The sequence below is a fragment of the Rathayibacter sp. VKM Ac-2762 genome (assembly GCF_009866585.1).
Taxonomy (GTDB): Bacteria; Actinomycetota; Actinomycetes; order Actinomycetales; family Microbacteriaceae; genus Rathayibacter.
Genome location: NZ_CP047419.1, coordinates 1,345,517 through 1,363,614, shown reverse-complemented (window position 1 = coordinate 1,363,614; position 18,098 = coordinate 1,345,517). Strand labels below are relative to the sequence as shown.

The window sequence follows — 18,098 nt, the reverse complement described above, 5'->3', positions numbered from 1 at the left end:
GAGAACATGCCCAAGATGAAGACCCACTCGGGTGCCAAGAAGCGCTTCAAGGTGACCGGCTCCGGCAAGGTCATGAAGCAGCAGGCCGGCATGCGTCACAACCTGGAGTCCAAGTCCAGCGTTCGCACGCGCCGCCTCAACCAGGACCAGGTCCTCGCCCCGCAGGACGCCAAGGTCGCCAAGAAGCTTCTCGGTCTGTAGCCCACCGCCGGCGCAGCCCGCTGCGCCGCGTGGTCGCTACTCAGCCGACACGGATCGATAGGAAGAAACAGCAATGGCAAGAGTGAAGAGGGCCGTCAACGCCCACAAGAAGCGTCGCGTCATCCTCGAGCGCGCCTCGGGCTACCGCGGCCAGCGGTCGCGCCTCTACCGCAAGGCGAAGGAGCAGGTCACCCACTCCCTCGTCTACTCGTACCGCGACCGCCGCGCCAAGAAGGGCGAGTTCCGTCGTCTCTGGATCCAGCGCATCAACGCCGCGTCCCGCGCGAACGGCCTGACCTACAACCGCTTCATCCAGGGCCTCGCCCTGGCCGGCGTCCAGGTCGACCGCCGCATCCTCGCGGACCTCGCGATCACCGAGCCGGCCACGTTCGCCTCGCTCGTCGCGACCGCGAAGAGCGCGCTGCCCGCCGACACCTCGGCGCCCAAGGCCGCAGCGTAGTCAGCACGGCTTCCCGGAGGGGGTCGCGACCGAGAGGTCGCGGCCCCCTCCGTCGTCCGCAGGCCCTTCCGCGCCGTGTCTGCGGGGGCGGCGATCACCGCGCCGATAGGCTCGCCGCATGCTCGACAACCCCCGCTCTCCCCGTGTCCGCTCCGTGGCGAAGCTCACCCGCCGCCCGGCCCGGCTCGAGACGGGGCTCTTCCTCCTCGAGGGCCCGCAGGCACTCTCCGAGGCGCTGCAGTACCGCCCGGAGCTGATCGTCGAGTCGTTCGCGACTCCGACCGCTCTGGAGCGCCACCCCGAGATCGTCGCCGCCGCCGCCGAGGCGGAGGTGGAGATCGAGTACGTGACCGAGGACGTCCTCGACGCGATGGCCGACACCGTCACTCCGCAGGGCTTCGTCGCGGTCTGCCGTCAGTTCCCCACGTCGCTCAAGGACGTCGTCGCCTCCGAGCCGCGTCTCGTGGCGGTGCTCGAGGAGGTCCGCGATCCGGGCAACCTCGGCACGATCATCCGGGCCGCCGACGCCGCCGGCGCCGACGCGGTCGTGCTGTCCGGCCGCTCGGTCGACCTCTACAACCCCAAGGTCGTGCGCTCCACGACGGGTTCGCTCTTCCACCTCCCGGTCGCGGTCGGCGCCGACCTCGCCGACGTGCTGGGCCGGCTCCGCGGCGTGGGCCTCCGCTCCGTCGCGGCCGACGTGAAGGGGGAGGACCTGCTCGACGTCCGCGCCCGCGGGGACCTCGCCCAGCCGACCGTCTGGGTCTTCGGCAACGAGGCGCGCGGCCTCGAGGACGAGTCGCTCGCCCTCGTCGACGGCGTGGTCGCGGTGCCCATCTACGGGGCGGCGGAGTCGCTCAACCTCGCGACCGCGGCCTCCGTCTGCCTGTACGAGAGCGCCTTCGCGCTGCGTTCCTGAGAGGAACCGGGCCGAGGGGGCCGCGAACCTGGAGAACAGGGCGCGTTGTTACCCTTCGGTTAAGAATTCCCTCATGATTTGACCGGCCCATCCCCGTGTGCTTCTCTGACGGCATGGTCACAGCCCCGCAAGACGAGCGCGCCGCCGCTCCCGCCGGTGAACCCCTCGTCGTCCTCTCCGGGGTGCAGAAGCACTACGGCGACTTCCAGGCTCTGAAGGACATCGATCTGACGGTGCACCGGGGCGAGGTCGTCGTGGTCCTCGGCCCCTCCGGATCCGGCAAGTCGACGCTCTGCCGCACGGTCAACCGGCTCGAGACGATCTCGGGCGGCACCATCACCATCGACGGGCAGAAGCTCCCGGAGGAGGGCAAGGGCCTCGCCGCGCTCCGCGCCGACGTCGGGATGGTCTTCCAGTCGTTCAACCTCTTCGCGCACAAGACGATCCTCGAGAACGTCACCCTCGGCCCGATCAAGGTCCGCGGGCTCTCCCGCAAGGACGCGGAGGCCCAGGCCACGGCGCTGCTCGACCGGGTCGGCGTCGGCCACCAGGCCGCCAAGACCCCGGCCCAGCTCTCCGGCGGGCAGCAGCAGCGCGTCGCGATCGCGCGGGCGCTGGCGATGAAGCCCAAGGTGATGCTCTTCGACGAGCCGACCTCGGCGCTCGATCCCGAGATGATCAACGAGGTCCTGGACGTGATGGTCGGGCTCGCCAAGGACGGGATGACGATGATCGTCGTCACCCACGAGATGGGATTCGCCCGGAAGGCCGCCGACCGCGTCGTGTTCATGGCCGACGGCGAGATCCTCGAGGACACCGACCCGGAGTCGTTCTTCACCGCGCCCCGCACCGACCGGGCCAAGGACTTCCTCTCCAAGCTCATCACGCACTAGAAGCGCGATCAGCAGCCACCAGGCAGGTCGGACCCGTGACCCGGGAGCCGACCCGACATCGCCCGCTCCGGCGGGCCGAACCCCAGGAAGGACGATCATGCGCACCAGGCTCATGTTCATGACCGCGGGACTCGCAGCAGCGACCCTCGCCCTCGCCGGCTGCTCCGGCGACTCCGGAACCGCCGGCGGCGGCGCCGGTGGAGGCTCCGAGGGAGGGACCTCCGCGTACGAGGTCGCCTCCGACGTCACTCTCGAGGGCAGCCCGACCTTCGACGCGATGACCGCGGACGGCAAGGTCGTCATCGGCGTCAAGGAGGACCAGCCCGGGCTGGGCTACCTCGACGCGGCGACCGGCGAGCGCTCCGGCTTCGACATCGAGATCGCCAAGTGGACCGCCGCCTCGCTCGGCTTCGCGGCCGACGCCATCGAGTTCAAGGCGATCCCGTCGGCCAACCGCGAGGCGTCGATCGTGAACGGCGACATCGACTACTACGTCGGCACCTACTCGATCACCGACAAGCGCAAGGAGCAGGTCGGCTTCGCCGGACCCTACTTCGAGACCGGCCAGCAGCTGCTCGTCGCGGCCGACAACGACACGATCACCGGACCGGACGACCTCACCGCCGACACCACCGTGTGCTCGGCCACCGGCTCCACCCCGATCCAGAACATCCGCACCAACTACCCCGAGGTGAAGACCGAGGAGTTCGACACGTACTCGCAGTGCGTGGACGCGCTCGCCGACGGCACCGTCGACGCCGTCACCACCGACGGCGCGATCCTGATCGGCTACGCCGCTCAGCGGCCCGACGAGCTCAAGGTCGTCGGAGAGCCCTTCAGCACCGAGCTGTACGGCATCGGCCTGCCCAAGGACGACGACGCCCTGCGCCACTTCGTCAACGGCATGCTGACCGACGGCGGCGAGACCTGGAGCGCGATCTACGACGAGACGCTCGGCCAGTCCGGCACGACCGTCACCCAGCCGGCGGTGAACGACTACTAGGAGGCGCCCCGGGCGGCCCGACCGCCGCCCGGGGGTCCCCTCTCCTCGACCACCACCACCGCTCCGACAGAAGGGCCAGCCGCATGGATGTCCTGTTGAACAACCTCGACGTCTACGTCCCGGCCTTCGGCAACACCCTGATCCTCTTCAGCGTCTCGCTTGTGTTCGCCCTGCTGATCGGCACGGTGGTCGGCGCGATGCGCGTCTCGCCCGTCCCGATCGCCCGCGCGGTCGGCACGGTGTACGTGAACACCATCCGGAACACCCCGCTCACGCTGGTGATGTTCTTCTTCGCCTTCGGCTACCCCAAGCTCGACCTGCCGCAGGTGGACTACACGAACCTCGCGATCTGCGCCCTCAGCCTCTACACCGCGACCTACGTCGCGGAGGTGCTGCGGTCGGGCATCAACACCGTGCCGATCGGCCAGGCCGAGGCGGCCCGCGCGATCGGCCTCGACTTCGGCCTCACGATGACGCAGGTCGTCCTGCCCCAGGCCTTCCGCTCCGTGATCCCGCCGCTCATGAGCGTCCTGATCGCGCTGCTGAAGAACACCACCGTCGCCGCCGGCTTCTCGGTCGCGGAGGCGGGCACCATCGTCCGCGTGCTCAACGAGCGCGGCGAGAACAGCCTGATCGTCGTCCTCTGGGTGGCCCTGGTCTTCGTGGTCCTGGTCACCCTGCTCTCGCTCGTCCAACGTCAGCTCGAGAAGAAGTGGAGGGTCGCCCGATGAGCTCCGTCCTCTTCGACAACCCCGGCCCCCGGGCCGTCGTGCGCAACCGCGTCATCGGCGTCGTCGTCGTCCTGCTGATCGCGGCCTTCCTCGGCTTCGTAGTCTGGCGCTTCGCGGAGTCCGGCCAGTTCGACGCCTCCAAGTGGCGCGCGTTCGGCTACCCGCTGGTCTGGCAGAGCATCGGCGGCGCCCTCGGCCGCACGCTCGCGGCCTTCGCCACGGCGGGCGTCGCCAGCCTCGTCCTCGGCCTCCTCCTGGCGATCGGCCGGCTCTCGGACCGGCGCTGGATCAACGTCCCCGTCACGCTCTTCATCGAGCTGTTCCGGGCGATCCCCGTCCTGATCCTGATGATGCTGATGTACTACGGCCTGCCGTTCGCGGGCCTCAAGCTCAGCCCCTACCTCGCCGTCGTCATCGCCCTGACCCTCTACAACGGCTCCGTCTTCTCCGAGATCTTCCGCGCCGGCATCGAAGCCCTCCCGCGAGGACAGAAGGAGGCGGGCTACGCGATCGGCCTGCGCAAGTCCGGCGTGATGCGGCTCATCCTGTTCCCCCAGGCGATCCGCTCGATGCTGCCCGTGATCATCGCCCAGCTCGTCGTCGCCCTCAAGGACACGGCGCTCGGCTCGATCATCACCTACAACGAGCTGCTGTACTACGCGCGCTACCTGGGCAACCAGTCGAGCCTCGACAGCCCGATCATCCCGGCAGCGATCGTCATCGGAGCGATCTACATCGGCATCTGCCTCCTCCTCTCGGGGCTGGCGAAGTGGATCGAGATCCGCACCAAGAGCGGCGGACGCGGCGGCCGCACCATCGGCGGCCACCCCGCAGCCCGCGCGCAGACGGACACGCAGCTGATCGCTGTGCAGGATTGAACTGTGAGGATCGCCCGAGGGCGATCCTCACCGCGGTCGGCTTCCTGACGGGGTCGGATTCCGCAGAGCGTCCTGCGTCCGGCTAGGAGGAATCGCTCGCACGCGATTCCTCCGTTCGCCTCGAGGGTCCGGCGATCGCTCAGCGCATCGAGCGGTGGTGCTCCGCTCCGGCGTCGTCGACGCGGAGGCGGTGGTGATCGGGGAGTCGCGATCGGTCCGGGCGTCTTCCCGTCCGGCGGCGCCCAGCTTCCTGCAGGTCGAGCAGCCTCCGACCCCGGCGTAGCGAGAACCCGCCCCTGCTGGTCGAGCAGCGCCGGTGGCGGGGCTTCGAGAGCCGTCGGCGCAGACGGGGGCCTGGCCGCGGGCGAGCGCGACGAGCACCGCGCGCGGGCGGCGGGAGGGGGCGGAGGCCCTCGCCTACACTGGGGGATCGTGTCAGACAGCAACCCGATCACCGACGAGGCCGTCTCCGCGGCGGTCGCCGACGCCCTCGCCGCCATCGGCGCGGCGGGCGACTCCACCGCTCTGAAGTCCGCCCGAGCCGCCCACCTCGGCGAGGGGTCCGCCCTCGCCCGCCTCAACGCGCAGATGCGCTCCGTCCCGCCCGAGCACAAGGCGGCGTCCGGCAAGCTCGTCGGCGGTGCCCGCAAGCAGGTGGGCGACGCCTACGCCGCCCGCGAGGCCGAGCTCGTCGAGGCGGAGGACGCGGTCGCGCTCGAGGCCGAGCGCGTGGACGTCACCGCCGGCGCCAGCTTCGTGCGCCGCGGCGCCCGCCACCCCCTCTCGCTCCTCCAGGAGTCGATCGCCGACGTGTTCGTCGGGATGGGCTGGGAGATCGCGGAGGGGCCGGAGCTCGAGAACGAGTGGTTCAACTTCGACGCCCTGAACTTCGACGAGGACCACCCGGCCCGCGCCATGCAGGACACCTTCTTCGTCGACCCCGTCGACTCGCACCTGGTGCTGCGCACGCACACCTCGCCGGTGCAGATCCGCTCGATGCTCGAGCGCCCGCTGCCGCTCTACGTGATCGCTCCCGGACGGGTGTACCGCACCGACGAGCTCGACGCGACGCACACGCCCGTGTTCACGCAGTTCGAGGGTCTCGCCGTCGACCGCGGCCTGACCATGGCGCACCTGCGGGGCACCCTCGAGCACGTCGCGCGGATCCTCTTCGGCGACGACGCGCGCATCCGCCTGCGCCCGAACTACTTCCCCTTCACCGAGCCCAGCGCCGAGCTGGACGTCTGGCACCCGACCTTCGTCGGCGGTGCCCGCTGGATCGAGTGGGGCGGCTGCGGCATGGTCAATCCGAACGTGCTGCGCGCGGCCGGGATCGACCCGGAGGAGTACTCCGGGTTCGCCTTCGGCATGGGGATCGAGCGGACCCTGATGTTCCGCAACGACGTGAAGGACATGCGCGACATGGTCGAGGGCGACGTCCGCTTCAGCGAGCAGTACGGGATGGTGATCTGATGCGCATCCCGCTGAGCTGGCTGGGGGAGTACGTCGACCTCGAGCAGGACGTCACGACGGAGTCCGTGCACGCGGCCCTGGTGTCGGTCGGCCTGGAGGAGGAGGACGTCCACCGCTTCGAGGTGACCGGCCCCGTCGTCGTCGGTGAGGTGCTCGACCTCGCTCCGGAGCCGCAGAAGAACGGCAAGACCATCAACTGGTGCCACGTCCGCGTGGCCCCGGAGGGCGGGCGTGCCGCCGACGGCGGAGAGGACGTCCGCGGCATCGTCTGCGGAGCCCACAACTTCGCGGCCGGCGACAAGGTCGTCGTGTCACTGCCGGGCGCGGTCCTGCCCGGGCCGTTCCCGATCTCCGCGCGGAAGACCTACGGGCACGTGTCCGACGGGATGATCGCCTCGAGCCGCGAGCTCGGCCTCGGGGACGACCACGACGGCATCCTCCGCCTCGCCTCGCTCGGGCTCGACCCGGAGCCGGGCACGGACGCCGTCGCGCTCCTCGGTCTCGACGACGCCGCGGTCGAGGTCAACGTGACGCCCGACCGCGGCTACGCCTTCTCGATCCGCGGCATCGCCCGCGAGTACGCCCACGCCACCGGAGCCGCCTTCCGCGACCCCGCTCGGGCGCTCCCTCCGCACGAGCGCACGGAGACGGCGCCCGTCTTCCCCGTGTCCGTGGCCGACGAGGCGCCGATCCGCGGCCGTGTCGGCGCCTCCGTGTTCGTCACGCGCGTCGTCCGGGGCGTCGACGTCTCGCGCCCGACGCCGCCGTGGATGCTCGCGCGACTGCGCCTGGCCGGCGTCCGCTCGATCTCGCTCGTCGTGGACATCACCAACTACGTGATGTTCGAGCTGGGCCAGCCGCTGCACGGCTACGACCTGGCGACCCTGCAGGGCGGCATCGTGGTGCGCCGCGCCGCACCGGGGGAGACCCTCGAGACGCTCGACGGCCAGACCCGGCGCCTGCACGCGGAGGACCTCGTCATCGCCGACGACAGCGGGGCGATCGGCCTCGCCGGAGTGATGGGGGGCGCGCGCACCGAGATCTCGGACGCCACGTCCGACGTCCTGCTCGAGGCGGCGAACTTCGACCCGGTCTCGATCGCCCGGACGGCTCGCCGGCACAAGCTGCCGAGCGAGGCGTCGCGGCGCTTCGAGCGCGGCGTCGACCCCGAGGTGGCCTCGGTCGCCGCGGCCCGCGCGGTGCAGCTGCTGGTGGAGCTCGCCGGCGGCACGGCGGACGAGCTCGGCTCGGTCCTGGCCGATCCGCGCACGGCGGAGCCGGTCGAGCTGCCGGACGGCTACGTCGCAGGCCTCATCGGCGTGGAGTACACCCCGGAGGAGATCCGCGGCGCGCTCGTCGAGATCGGCGCCTCCGTCGAGGCCGGCGGAGCGGGCCTGCTGGTGACTCCGCCGAGCTGGCGCCCCGACCTCGTCGACCGCGCCTCGCTCGCGGAGGAGGTCGCCCGCATCACCGGGTACGACCGCATCCCGGCGATCCTGCCCGTCGCGCCTCCCGGCCGCGGGCTGACCCCGGGCCAGCGGCTGCGCCGCACCCTCGCCCAGGCGCTCGCCGCCGCGGGTCTGACCGAGGTGCTCTCGTACCCGTTCCTCTCGCGCTCGATCAACGACCGGCTCGGCTCGGTCGACGGGGAGCCGCAGGAGCAGATCACGCTCGCCAACCCGCTCGACGCGACCGCGGGCCAGCTGCGCATCTCGCTGCTGCCGGGTCTCGTGCAGGTCGCGGCCCGCAACCGCTCGCGCGGCCTGACGGATCTCGCGGTCTACGAGCTCGGCTCCGTCTTCCTCCCGGTTGCCGGCCGCCCGTTCGGCTCGGGGGCGCTCCCTGCGGGCGGGACGCGTCCGTCCGCGGAGGTCGAGGCCGAGCTGAACGCGGGCATCCCGCCGCAGCCGCGGCACCTCGCGGCGCTGCTCACGGGTGCCGCCGTCGTGCGCCAGCCCGGTGTCGCCGGCCGTGACGTCGACTGGCGCGACGCACTCGACGTGGTCCGCGAGGTCGCCGCGGCGACCGGCACCGAGCTGGTGCTGCGCCAGGGGGCCCACGCCGCGCTGCACCCGGGCCGCACCGCCGAGGTCGTTCTCGACGGCGCGGTCATCGGGCACGCGGGGGAGCTGCTCCCGGCGCTCGCCGAGGAGCTCGACCTCCCGCGCCGCGTCGCCGTGGTCGAGCTCGACCTGGAGCCGCTGATCGCGCGGGCCGGGAGGGTCGTCGTGGCCCGTCCGGTGGGCGCGCTGCCCGCCGCGACCCAGGACCTCTCGCTCGTCGTGCCGGTCGGCATCGCGGCAGCCGACGTGCGCGCCGCCGTCGCCGAGGGGGCGGGCGAGCTGCTCGAGGCGATCCGCCTGGTCGACGACTACCGCGGCACCGGGCTCGCCGAGGGGACGAAGTCGCTGACGTTCGCGCTGCGCTTCCGTGCGCCGGACCGCACGCTCACCGCGGCCGAGGCGACGGCCGCGAAGGAGAGCGGCGTGGCCGTCGCGGCGGAGCGCTTCGGCGCCCGACTCCGCGAGTGAGGCCGGGGGTCCGTCCGGCTCGGCCGGGCGGGGCCCCGCATCCGCACCGGCTAGGCTCTCGGGCATGACTTTCTCCGTGGCGGTGGCCGGTGCGAGCGGCTACGCGGGCGGCGAGCTGCTGCGACTGCTCGCCGACCACCCCGAGTTCGAGGTGCGCACGGTGACGGCGCACGCCAACGCGGGTCAGCCCCTCATCGCCGTGCACCCGCACCTCCGCTCGCTCCGCGACCTCGTCCTCGTCGACACGACGACCGGGAACCTCGCCGGGCACGACGTCGTCTTCCTCGCCCTCCCGCACGGGATGTCGGGCGAGATCACCGCGACCCTCCCCGAGGACGTCCTCGTCGTCGACTGCGGCGCCGACCACCGCCTGACCGACCCGCAGGACTGGGCCGACTTCTACGGGGGCGACTTCGCCGGGGCCTGGCCATACGGGCTCCCGGAGCTGCTGATCGGCGGCGGCGGACGCAAGCAGCGCGAGGCGCTCGCCGGAGTGCGGCGCATCGCCGTCCCCGGCTGCAACGTCACGGCGATCACGCTCGGCCTGGCCCCCGGTCTGCACGCCGGAGTGATCGAGTCGTCGGACCTCGTCGCGGTCCTCGCCGTCGGCCCCTCGGGTGCGGGCAAGAGCCTGCGGACCGACCTCCTCGCCAGCGAGCTCCTCGGCTCCGCGCACGCCTACGGCCTCGGCGGAGCGCACCGTCACAATCCCGAGATCCGGCAGAACCTCCTGCTCGCCGGAGCCGGACCCGTCTCGATCTCGTTCACGCCGGTCCTCGTGCCGATGTCCCGGGGCATCCTGGCGACCTCGACCGCGCGCCTCGCTCCCGGCGTCTCGGCGCAGGACGTGCGCGCCGCGTGGGAGACCGCCTACGGCGACGAGACCTTCGTCCAGCTGCTCTCGGAGGGCTCCTTCCCCCGGACGGCCGACGTGGTGGGGGCGAACACCGCTCTGATCGGACTCGCCGTGGACGAGCGGGCCCGCCGCGTCGTGGTCGTCTCGGCCATCGACAACCTGGTCAAGGGCACCGCGGGCGCGGCCGTCCAGTCCACCAACATCGCCCTGGGACTCCCGGAGTCCCTCGGCCTGAGCGTGAACGGAGTCGCGCCGTGAGCGTCACCGCAGCAGCAGGGTTCCGGGCGGCCGGAGTCGTCGCCGGGCTCAAGTCGACCGGAGCGCGCGACGTCGCGCTCGTGCAGAACCTCGGCCCGCTGCAGAGCGCCGCCGCGGTCTTCACGAGCAACCGCTGCAAGGCGAATCCCGTCCTCTGGAGCGAGCAGGTGATGCGCGACGGCGTCGTCTCGGCGATCGTCCTCAACTCCGGCGGCGCCAACTGCTACACGGGTGCTCAGGGCTTCCAGGTCACCCACCGCACCGCGGAGCTCGTGGGCGAGAGCCTCGAGGTGTCCGCCGGCGACGTGCTGGTGTGCTCCACCGGGCTGATCGGCGACCAGCTCGACCTCGCGAAGCTCGCCACCGGCGTGACCGGCGCCTCCGCCGAGCTCGCCGGGGGACCCGTGGCGGGCGAGGCGGCCGCCCGCGCGATCATGACCACCGACACGGTCCCGAAGCAGGCGGTTATCCGCTCCGAGCAGGGCTGGAGCATCGGCGGCATGGCCAAGGGCGCCGGGATGCTCGCGCCGGGTCTGGCGACGATGCTGGTCGTGATCACGACCGACGCGGCCCTCGAGTCCACCGCTCTCGACACCGCCCTGCGTGCCGCGACCCGCGTCACCTTCGACCGCCTCGACTCGGACGGCTGCATGTCGACGAACGACACCGTCGCACTGCTCGCGAGCGGCGCCAGCGGTGTCGCGGCCGACGCCGACGAGTTCACCGAGGCCCTGACCGCGGTCTGCCGCGACCTCACCCTGCAGCTGCAGGCCGACGCGGAGGGCGCCGCCCACGACGTCGCAATCCGTGTGCTGAACGCCGCGACCGAGGACGAGGCCGTGGTCGTCGCCCGCGCCGTCTCCCGCAGCAACCTGTTCAAGGCCGCGATCTTCGGCAAGGACCCCAACTGGGGCCGCGTCCTCGCCGCCGTGGGCACGACCGATGCGCAGTTCGACCCGTACGGCATCGACGTCGCGATGAACGGGGTGCAGGTCTGCCTCGCGGGCGAGCCGCACGAGAGCCGCGACCTCGTCGACCTCGCCCCTCGGCAGGTCGCCGTCGACATCGACCTGCACGCCGGCGACGCGACGGCCACGATCTGGACCAACGACCTCACGCACGACTACGTGCACGAGAACTCCGCGTACTCGAGCTGAGGCGGCCATGAGCGACGACACCACCCTCTCGGCCGAGAGCCGCGCCGAGCGCGACGCCGCGCCCGGGAAGGCCGCGACGCTCATCGAGTCGCTGCCCTGGCTGCAGAGCTTCCACGGGCGCACGATGGTGATCAAGTTCGGCGGCAACGCGATGGTGTCGGAGGAGCTGCAGCGCTCCTTCGCCCAGGACATGGTCTACCTGCGCTACGCCGGGATCCGCCCCGTGGTCGTCCACGGCGGCGGGCCCCAGATCTCGCGGATGCTCGACCGGCTCGGGATCGAGAGCGAGTTCCGGGGCGGCTACCGGGTCACGAGCCCCGAGGCGATGGAGGTGGTGCGGATGGTGCTCACCGGCAGCATCAGCCGCGACATCGTCCGCCGGATCAACGAGCACGGCCCCCTCGCCGCCGGCATCTCCGGTGAGGACGCGGGCCTCTTCGTCGGCCGCCGCCGCGGTGTCGTGATCGACGGCGAGGAGCACGACCTCGGACTCGTCGGAGACGTGATCGCCGTGGACCCCGCCGCCGTCCTCGCTCAGCTCGAGGCCGGCCGGATCCCGGTCGTGTCCTCGATCGCCCCCGACTCGGACGACCCCACGCAATCGCTGAACGTCAACGCCGACGCCGCCGCCGCCGCGCTGGCCGTCGCGCTCGGCGCCGAGAAGCTCGTCGTCCTCACCGACGTGGCCGGCCTCTACTCCGACTGGCCCGACCGCGAGTCGCTCGTCTCGCACATCCGCTCGGACGACCTCGCGGCTCTGCTGCCCTCGCTCGAATCGGGCATGATCCCCAAGATGACCGCCTGCCTCGACGCCGTGCGCGGGGGAGTGCCCAAGGCCGCCATCATCGACGGCCGCATCCCGCACTCGATCCTGCTCGAGGTGTTCACCTCGGAGGGCATCGGCACCGAGGTCGTCGCCTCGCTCGACCCCCGCGACCGGGAGCGAATGTCGGGCCGCTGATCCTCAGCGGCCCCGGCTCCGAGCGCCCGTCCCGTCCGGGACGCGCGCACCGTCGGCCCTCGCGGCCGGACCGCTCCGATCGAAAGGCCACCATGTCCACCCCCACGACCGCGTCCCGCACCGGCTCGGCGCGCGACCGCTACTCCGCCGCGATGATGCAGACCTTCGCGCCGCCGCTCGCCGTGCTCGAGCGCGGCGAGGGCTGCCGGGTCTGGGACGTCGACGGGCGGGAGTACCTCGACTTCCTCGGCGGCATCGCCGTCAACTCGCTCGGCCATGCGCATCCCGTGTTCGTCGAGGCCGTGACGCGCCAGGCCGGTGCGCTCGCCCACGTCTCCAACTACTTCGCGACCGCCCCGCAGATCGAGCTGGCCGAGACCCTGCGCCGCCTCACCGGGGCCGGGGAGACGGGCCGCGTCTACTTCGCCAACTCGGGCACCGAGGCCAACGAGGCGGCCTTCAAGCTGGCGCGGCTGAATGCGGCCGGCGGCCGGCACCGCGTCCTGGCGCTGCAGAACGCGTTCCACGGGCGGACGATGGGCGCGCTCGCTCTGACCGGCAAGGCGGCCCTGCGCGCGCCGTTCGAGCCGATGCCGGGAGGGGTCGAGCACCTCGAGGCGAGCATCGAGGCCCTCGAGGCGGCTCTCGACGAGTCCGTCGCCGCGCTGATCGTCGAGCCCATCCAGGGGGAGGCGGGCGTCATCCCGCTGCCGGCCGGCTACCTCGAGCGCGCGCGGGAGCTCACCCGCGAGCACGGCGCGCTGCTCATCGTCGACGAGATCCAGACCGGGGTCGGGCGGACCGGACGCTGGTTCGCCTACCAGGAGGCGGGAATTTTGCCCGACGCCGTCACCCTGGCCAAGGGGCTCGGCGGAGGCTTCCCCGTCGGAGCGCTGGTGACCTTCGGCGAGGCGTCCGACCTCCTGCAGAAGGGCCACCACGGCAGCACCTTCGGCGGCAATCCGCTCGCGACCGCCGTGGCAGGAGCCGTGCTCGCCGAGATCGAGCGCGCCGACCTTCTCGGCAACGCGCGGGAGCGCGGGGCGCAGATCGTCGACGCGCTGACCGCTCTCGACTCGCCCCTGATCGGAGGGGTCCGCGGCGCGGGCCTCCTCCTGGGCATCGCCCTGACCCGGCCGGTCGCCGCCGAGCTCGCCGCCGCCTGCCTCGACGCCGGCCTGATCGTGAACGCGGCGAACGACTCGAGCATCCGGCTCGCGCCTCCGCTCGTGGTGACCGCCGCCGACGTCGCCGAGTTCGCCGAGCGCTTCGGCCGCGCACTGCAGACCCTCTGACCCCGTACCTCCACCGAAAGCGACCAGCACCGTGACCCGCCACTTCCTCCGCGACGACGACATCACTCCCGCCGAGCAGGCCGAGATCCTCGACCTCGCCCTCGAGCTCAAGCGCGACCGCTTCTCCCGGAAGCCCCTCGCCGGGCCGCAGACCGTCGCCGTGATCTTCGACAAGTCCTCCACGCGCACCCGTGTCTCCTTCGCGGTCGGCATCGCCGATCTCGGCGGCAGCCCCCTGATCATCTCGACCGCGAGCAGCCAGCTCGGCGGCAAGGAGACCGCCTCCGACACGGCGCGGGTCCTGGAGCGCCAGGTCGCCGCCATCGTGTGGCGCACCTACGCGCAGTCGGGCCTGGAGGAGATGGCGCGCAGCACGCGCGTGCCGGTCGTCAACGCGCTCTCGGACGAGTTCCACCCGTGCCAGCTCCTCGCCGACCTGCTGACCATCCGCGAGCACCGCGGTCACCTCGCGGGACTCACGCTCACGTTCTTCGGCGACGGAGCGAGCAACATGGCGCACTCGTACCTCCTGGCGGGGGCCACGGCCGGCATGCACGTCCGCATCGTCTCCCCGGAGTCGTACTCGCCGGACGCGGCGGTCCTGGCCGATGCGCAGCGCATCGCGGCGACCACCGGCGGATCGGCGATCACCACGACCGACCCCGACGAGGGCGCGGCCGGCTCCGACATCGTGATCACGGACACGTGGGTGTCGATGGGCAAGGAGGACGAGAAGGCGGCGCGCGTCGCGACCTTCGGCGCCTACCGGGTCGACGCCGCCACGATGGCCGCTGCCGCTCCCGACGCGCTGTTCCTGCACTGCCTGCCCGCGGACCGCGGCTACGAGGTGACCGCCGACGTGATCGACGGCCCGCAGAGCGTGATCTGGGACGAGGCGGAGAACCGCCTGCACGCGCAGAAGGCCCTGCTCGTGTGGCTCCTGGAGCGCGCCGGCACCGCCGACGCCGCTCAGTAGACTCGACAGCCGAACCCGAGGAGAACCATGACGGAACGACCCTCCGCCCGCGCGGGCGAGGCCGGAGCCCTCTGGGGCGGCCGCTTCGCCGGCGGCCCCTCGCCCGAGCTCGCCGCGCTCTCGAGGTCGACCCACTTCGACTGGCAGCTCACCCCCTACGACCTCGCCGGCTCGCGCGCCCACGCCCGGGCGCTCGCCGGAGCGGGCTACCTCGACGACGCCGAGCTCACCGCGATGCTCGCGGCGCTCGACCGGCTCGAGGCTGCCGTCGCCGACGGGAGCTTCGCCGCCGACGAGTCCGACGAGGACGTGCACGGCGCCCTCGAGCGCGGCCTGATGCTCGAAGCCGGTCCCGAGCTCGGCGGCAAGCTCCGCGCGGGGCGCTCGCGCAACGACCAGATCGCCACCTTCGTCCGGATGTACCTCCGCGACCACGCGGCGCTCGTCTCGGAGCTGGTGGTGCAGCTCATCGACGCCCTCGCCGCACAGGCGTCGGCGCACCCGACGGCGATCATGCCCGGGCGCACCCACCTCCAGCACGCTCAGCCCGTGCTCCTCGCGCACCATCTGCTCGCCCACGGCTGGGCGCTGCTGCGCGATCTGGAGCGCCTGCGGGACTGGGCCGTCCGGGCGGACGTCTCGCCCTACGGCTCGGGCGCCCTCGCCGGCTCGACCCTCGGCCTGGACGCCGAGGCGGTCGCCCGCGATCTCGGCTTCGCGTCGAGCGTGCCGAACTCGATCGACGGGACGGCCAGCCGCGACCTCGTCGCCGAGTTCGCCTTCGTCGCCGCCATGATCGGGATCGACGTCTCGCGCATCGCGGAGGAGGTCATCCTCTGGAACACGCGGGAGTTCGCCTTCGTCACGCTCGACGACGGCTACTCGACCGGGTCCTCGATCATGCCGCAGAAGAAGAACCCCGACATCGCCGAGCTCGCCCGGGGGAAGTCCGGCCGGCTGATCGGCAACCTCACCGGGCTGCTCGCGACCCTCAAGGCCCTGCCGCTCGCCTACAACCGTGACCTGCAGGAGGACAAGGAGCCGGTCTTCGACTCGGTGACGACCCTCGAGGTCCTGCTGCCCGCGTTCAGCGGCATGATCGCGACCCTCACCTTCCACACCGACCGGATGGCGGAGCTCGCGCCCCAGGGCTTCTCCCTCGCGACCGACGTGGCCGAGTGGCTCGTGAAGAAGCACGTGCCCTTCCGGGACGCCCACGAGATCACCGGCGAGCTGGTCAAGCTGGCGGAGTCGCAGGGGAGGGGGCTCGAGGATCTCGACGACGCCGCGCTCGCCTCGGTGTCGCCGCTGCTCACGCCCGACGTGCGCTCCGTCCTCAGCATCGAGGGATCGGTGGCGAGCCGGGACGGTGTCGGCGGCACGGCTCCCGACCGCGTCGCGGAGCAGCTCGCCCGGCTGACCGAGCGCGTCCGGGTCGTGCGCGGATCCCTCCGAGGGGAGCGCCCGTGACTCTTCGAGGAGAGCCGGGCGACGACGGCCGTCCGCCGCTGCGCCCCTGGCAGCAGCGGACTCTGGTGCTCGTCGCCGTAGTCGTCATCGTCGCGGTGATCGTGATCACCCTCGTGTCGGGCCAGAGCTTCTTCTGAGCGCCGACCTCCCCGACCTCGCGCGCTCGGCCCTCGAGGTGGCACCGGAGCTGCTCGGCCGCGTCCTCCTGCACCGCACGCCGGAGGGCGTGGTCGGCGTCCGGCTGACCGAGGTCGAGGCGTACCTCGGAACCGGTGAGGATCCGGGCTCGCATGCGCACCGCGGACCGACACCCCGGACGGCTCCCATGTTCGGTCCGCCCGGGTCCGTGTACGCGTACTTCACCTACGGGATGCACACCTGCGTGAACATCGTCTGCTCCCCGACGGGCACGGCGTCGGCGGTGCTGCTGCGCGCAGGCGAGGTCGTATCGGGGGAGGATCTCGCGATGATCCGGCGCGGACCCGTTCGCAGCCGGGATCTGGCCCGCGGACCCGCACGGCTGGCGAAGGCCCTCGGAGTCCGTCTCACCGAGTCGGGCGACCCGCTCGAGGCGGCGTTCGAGCTGCTGCCGGGGGAGAGGCCGTCCTCCGTGGCGGCGGGCCCGCGCACCGGCGTCTCGGGCCCGGGCGGCGGGGACGACTTCCCGTGGCGCTTCAGCATCCCGGGCGACCCCACCGTCTCGCCCTACCGAAGAGCAGTGCCCCGGCGGCGGCCCGGAGCTCAGCCCGCGAGGTAGAGCCGGGCGAGCACGCCGAGAGCCGCCGACCAGGCGAGGCTCGCCAGCGTGCCGATGATGAACCGCTCGCGCGCCTCCGGGGAGGCGAGCTCGCTGAAGCGGCCGACGCCCTTGATCGCCACCACGACCGCGATCCCCTCGGGGAGACCGCTCATCAGTGCGCCGGCCGTCGCGATCCGCTCGAGGACCCCGATCGTCGTCCCGCCGCGGAGCACCTCGATCGGCTGGCCGATCGCCGAGGGCGCGCTCCCGGCGGCGGGGCGGGAGGATCCGGCGACCATGATGCCGCCGTGGCTGCCGCTGCGGGAATCGGCCGTCGCGAGCCGGAGGGTGAGCAGTACGACCGGCCCGCCGCCCGCGACCGCCAGCGCGAAGGCCAGCACCGCCACCAGGACGGAGTGGATCGGGGGCGCGGACGGTCCGGCGACCGCCGTGAGGAGGAAGGCGGCGGCCGCCGCCGCGAGGGGGATCCAGGCGAGCTGCGGACGGCGCAGGCGCACGGCGAGCACCGCACCGGCGAGTCCGGCGAGCAGCACGAGCACCACGCCCGTCCACGAGGCGGACTGCAGCGCGGAGGCGAGGAGCAGGGCGGGGGATCCGGGGGGTGCCGTCATCGGGGTGTCCTCTCGTCGGCGGGGTCGAGCGTACGGTCCACCACTGTCAGCAGGCGCGCGAGCGCGTCACGGGCGGGAGTGTCGACTCGAGCACTCGCCGCGCGGACCCGGAGGCTGACCGCCTGCGGGCTGACGGCGAGGCGCTCGGCCGCATCCTTCTGGGAGAGGCCGCTCTCGAGCAGGTCGACGATCTGCCAGCCGGCCTCGGAGCGCGCGTCGCGCAGCAGGAGGAGCGGATCGATCAGCGCCTGGACGTCCGCCGGTGCCGGCGCCGCCGTTCCCGGTGCGTCCGGATCGAGGGAGAAGCGCGTAGGCCGGCCCTTCGCCGCCTCGACCGCCCGGCGCGCCGCGAAGTACGCCTCGCCGGTCGCCGCTCTCGTGGTCGCCGGGAGCGGCCGGTCGACGGGTCCGATCCCGAGGCCGATGCTCCAGTGGCCGGTCCGGTGCAGCTCGAGCACGAGCGTGACGACGGCATCGGCCCGGTCGAGCACGCACTGGAACTCGTCGCCCGCCGTCCGCTCCGGGGGCAGGACGAACGACGCCCGACCGTCGTCGATCAGGCTCGCGATCGCCTGGTCCACGCGGTCGTGGTCGTGCCTGCTGTCGCGCTGATCCGCGGTGACGACGAACATCGGACCTCCCCGATCAAGTATCCGCACTTGATC

At 72.4% G+C, this 18,098-nt stretch carries 19 protein-coding genes; 17 read left to right on the top strand and 2 right to left on the bottom strand.

What is annotated here, in order from left to right; genetic code table 11:
* The first annotated feature begins 6 nt into the window (after positions 1-6).
* The 17 genes from rpmI (at position 7) to GTU71_RS06365 (ending at position 16,819) form a co-directional block, all read left to right on the top strand.
* The gene (rpmI, locus tag GTU71_RS06440) at positions 7-201 is read left to right on the top strand and encodes a 50S ribosomal protein L35 (protein WP_055793295.1); all 195 of its coding nucleotides are present in this window, start codon (positions 7-9) and stop codon (positions 199-201) included.
* A gap of 73 nt (positions 202-274) precedes the next feature.
* The gene (gene rplT, locus GTU71_RS06435; protein WP_104224487.1) at positions 275-661 is read left to right on the top strand and encodes a 50S ribosomal protein L20; all 387 of its coding nucleotides are present in this window, start codon (positions 275-277) and stop codon (positions 659-661) included.
* Positions 662-779: 118 nt separating this feature from the next.
* Positions 780-1,580 (top strand): RNA methyltransferase, encoded by an 801-nt coding sequence (locus GTU71_RS06430; protein ID WP_104224488.1) that lies wholly within the window; start codon positions 780-782, stop codon positions 1,578-1,580.
* 113 nt (positions 1,581-1,693) lie between these two features.
* Complete coding sequence (locus GTU71_RS06425) at positions 1,694-2,473, top strand: amino acid ABC transporter ATP-binding protein (protein ID WP_104224489.1); 780 nt, start codon at positions 1,694-1,696, stop codon at positions 2,471-2,473.
* Between the two features lie 97 nt (positions 2,474-2,570).
* Positions 2,571-3,476: a glutamate ABC transporter substrate-binding protein gene (locus GTU71_RS06420; protein WP_181073455.1), complete on the top strand. Its 906-nt coding sequence runs from the start codon at positions 2,571-2,573 to the stop codon at positions 3,474-3,476.
* Positions 3,477-3,559: 83 nt separating this feature from the next.
* Positions 3,560-4,207 carry an amino acid ABC transporter permease gene (locus tag GTU71_RS06415; protein ID WP_104224491.1) on the top strand — a complete coding sequence of 216 codons (648 nt, stop codon included), beginning with the start codon at positions 3,560-3,562 and terminating at the stop codon, positions 4,205-4,207.
* Entirely contained in the window at positions 4,204-5,085 is an 882-nt protein-coding gene (locus GTU71_RS06410; RefSeq protein ID WP_104224492.1) for an amino acid ABC transporter permease, read from the top strand. The genes GTU71_RS06415 and GTU71_RS06410 overlap by 4 nt, the downstream gene beginning before the upstream one ends.
* Positions 5,086-5,517: 432 nt before the next feature.
* Positions 5,518-6,558, top strand: coding sequence for a phenylalanine--tRNA ligase subunit alpha (pheS, locus tag GTU71_RS06405; protein WP_159939508.1), 1,041 nt, complete (start codon positions 5,518-5,520; stop codon positions 6,556-6,558).
* Positions 6,558-9,089 carry a phenylalanine--tRNA ligase subunit beta gene (gene pheT / locus GTU71_RS06400; protein ID WP_159939507.1) on the top strand — a complete coding sequence of 844 codons (2,532 nt, stop codon included), beginning with the start codon at positions 6,558-6,560 and terminating at the stop codon, positions 9,087-9,089. Before pheS ends, pheT begins: the two co-directional genes overlap by 1 nt.
* Positions 9,090-9,153: 64 nt before the next feature.
* A complete protein-coding gene (argC, locus tag GTU71_RS06395) occupies positions 9,154-10,203 on the top strand; it encodes an N-acetyl-gamma-glutamyl-phosphate reductase (RefSeq protein ID WP_159939506.1) in 1,050 nt (349 codons plus the stop codon).
* Positions 10,200-11,360, top strand: coding sequence for a bifunctional glutamate N-acetyltransferase/amino-acid acetyltransferase ArgJ (gene argJ / locus GTU71_RS06390; RefSeq protein WP_159939505.1), 1,161 nt, complete (start codon positions 10,200-10,202; stop codon positions 11,358-11,360). The genes argC and argJ overlap by 4 nt, the downstream gene beginning before the upstream one ends.
* A 7-nt stretch (positions 11,361-11,367) precedes the next feature.
* Complete coding sequence (gene argB / locus GTU71_RS06385; RefSeq protein ID WP_104224497.1) at positions 11,368-12,321, top strand: acetylglutamate kinase; 954 nt, start codon at positions 11,368-11,370, stop codon at positions 12,319-12,321.
* A 92-nt stretch (positions 12,322-12,413) separates the two neighbouring features.
* On the top strand, positions 12,414-13,616 hold the full coding sequence (locus tag GTU71_RS06380) for an acetylornithine transaminase (RefSeq protein ID WP_159939504.1): 1,203 nt from the start codon (positions 12,414-12,416) through the stop codon (positions 13,614-13,616).
* Positions 13,617-13,647: 31 nt separating this feature from the next.
* Complete coding sequence (gene argF, locus GTU71_RS06375; protein WP_104238645.1) at positions 13,648-14,592, top strand: ornithine carbamoyltransferase; 945 nt, start codon at positions 13,648-13,650, stop codon at positions 14,590-14,592.
* A gap of 27 nt (positions 14,593-14,619) precedes the next feature.
* Positions 14,620-16,062, top strand: a complete 1,443-nt coding sequence (gene argH, locus GTU71_RS06370) for an argininosuccinate lyase (RefSeq protein ID WP_159939503.1) — start codon at positions 14,620-14,622, stop codon at positions 16,060-16,062.
* Positions 16,059-16,199: a hypothetical protein gene (locus GTU71_RS16280; RefSeq protein ID WP_208543614.1), complete on the top strand. Its 141-nt coding sequence runs from the start codon at positions 16,059-16,061 to the stop codon at positions 16,197-16,199. The genes argH and GTU71_RS16280 overlap by 4 nt, the downstream gene beginning before the upstream one ends.
* Positions 16,196-16,819 carry a DNA-3-methyladenine glycosylase gene (locus GTU71_RS06365; protein ID WP_208543630.1) on the top strand — a complete coding sequence of 208 codons (624 nt, stop codon included), beginning with the start codon at positions 16,196-16,198 and terminating at the stop codon, positions 16,817-16,819. Before GTU71_RS16280 ends, GTU71_RS06365 begins: the two co-directional genes overlap by 4 nt.
* Here GTU71_RS06365 and GTU71_RS06360 read toward each other — a convergent pair.
* Complete coding sequence (locus GTU71_RS06360) at positions 16,804-17,433, bottom strand: hypothetical protein (RefSeq protein WP_159939502.1); 630 nt, start codon at positions 17,431-17,433, stop codon at positions 16,804-16,806. The genes GTU71_RS06365 and GTU71_RS06360 overlap by 16 nt on opposite strands.
* Complete coding sequence (locus GTU71_RS06355; protein WP_159939501.1) at positions 17,430-18,065, bottom strand: DNA-binding protein; 636 nt, start codon at positions 18,063-18,065, stop codon at positions 17,430-17,432. Before GTU71_RS06355 ends, GTU71_RS06360 begins: the two co-directional genes overlap by 4 nt.
* Positions 18,066-18,098: the final 33 nt, after the last annotated feature.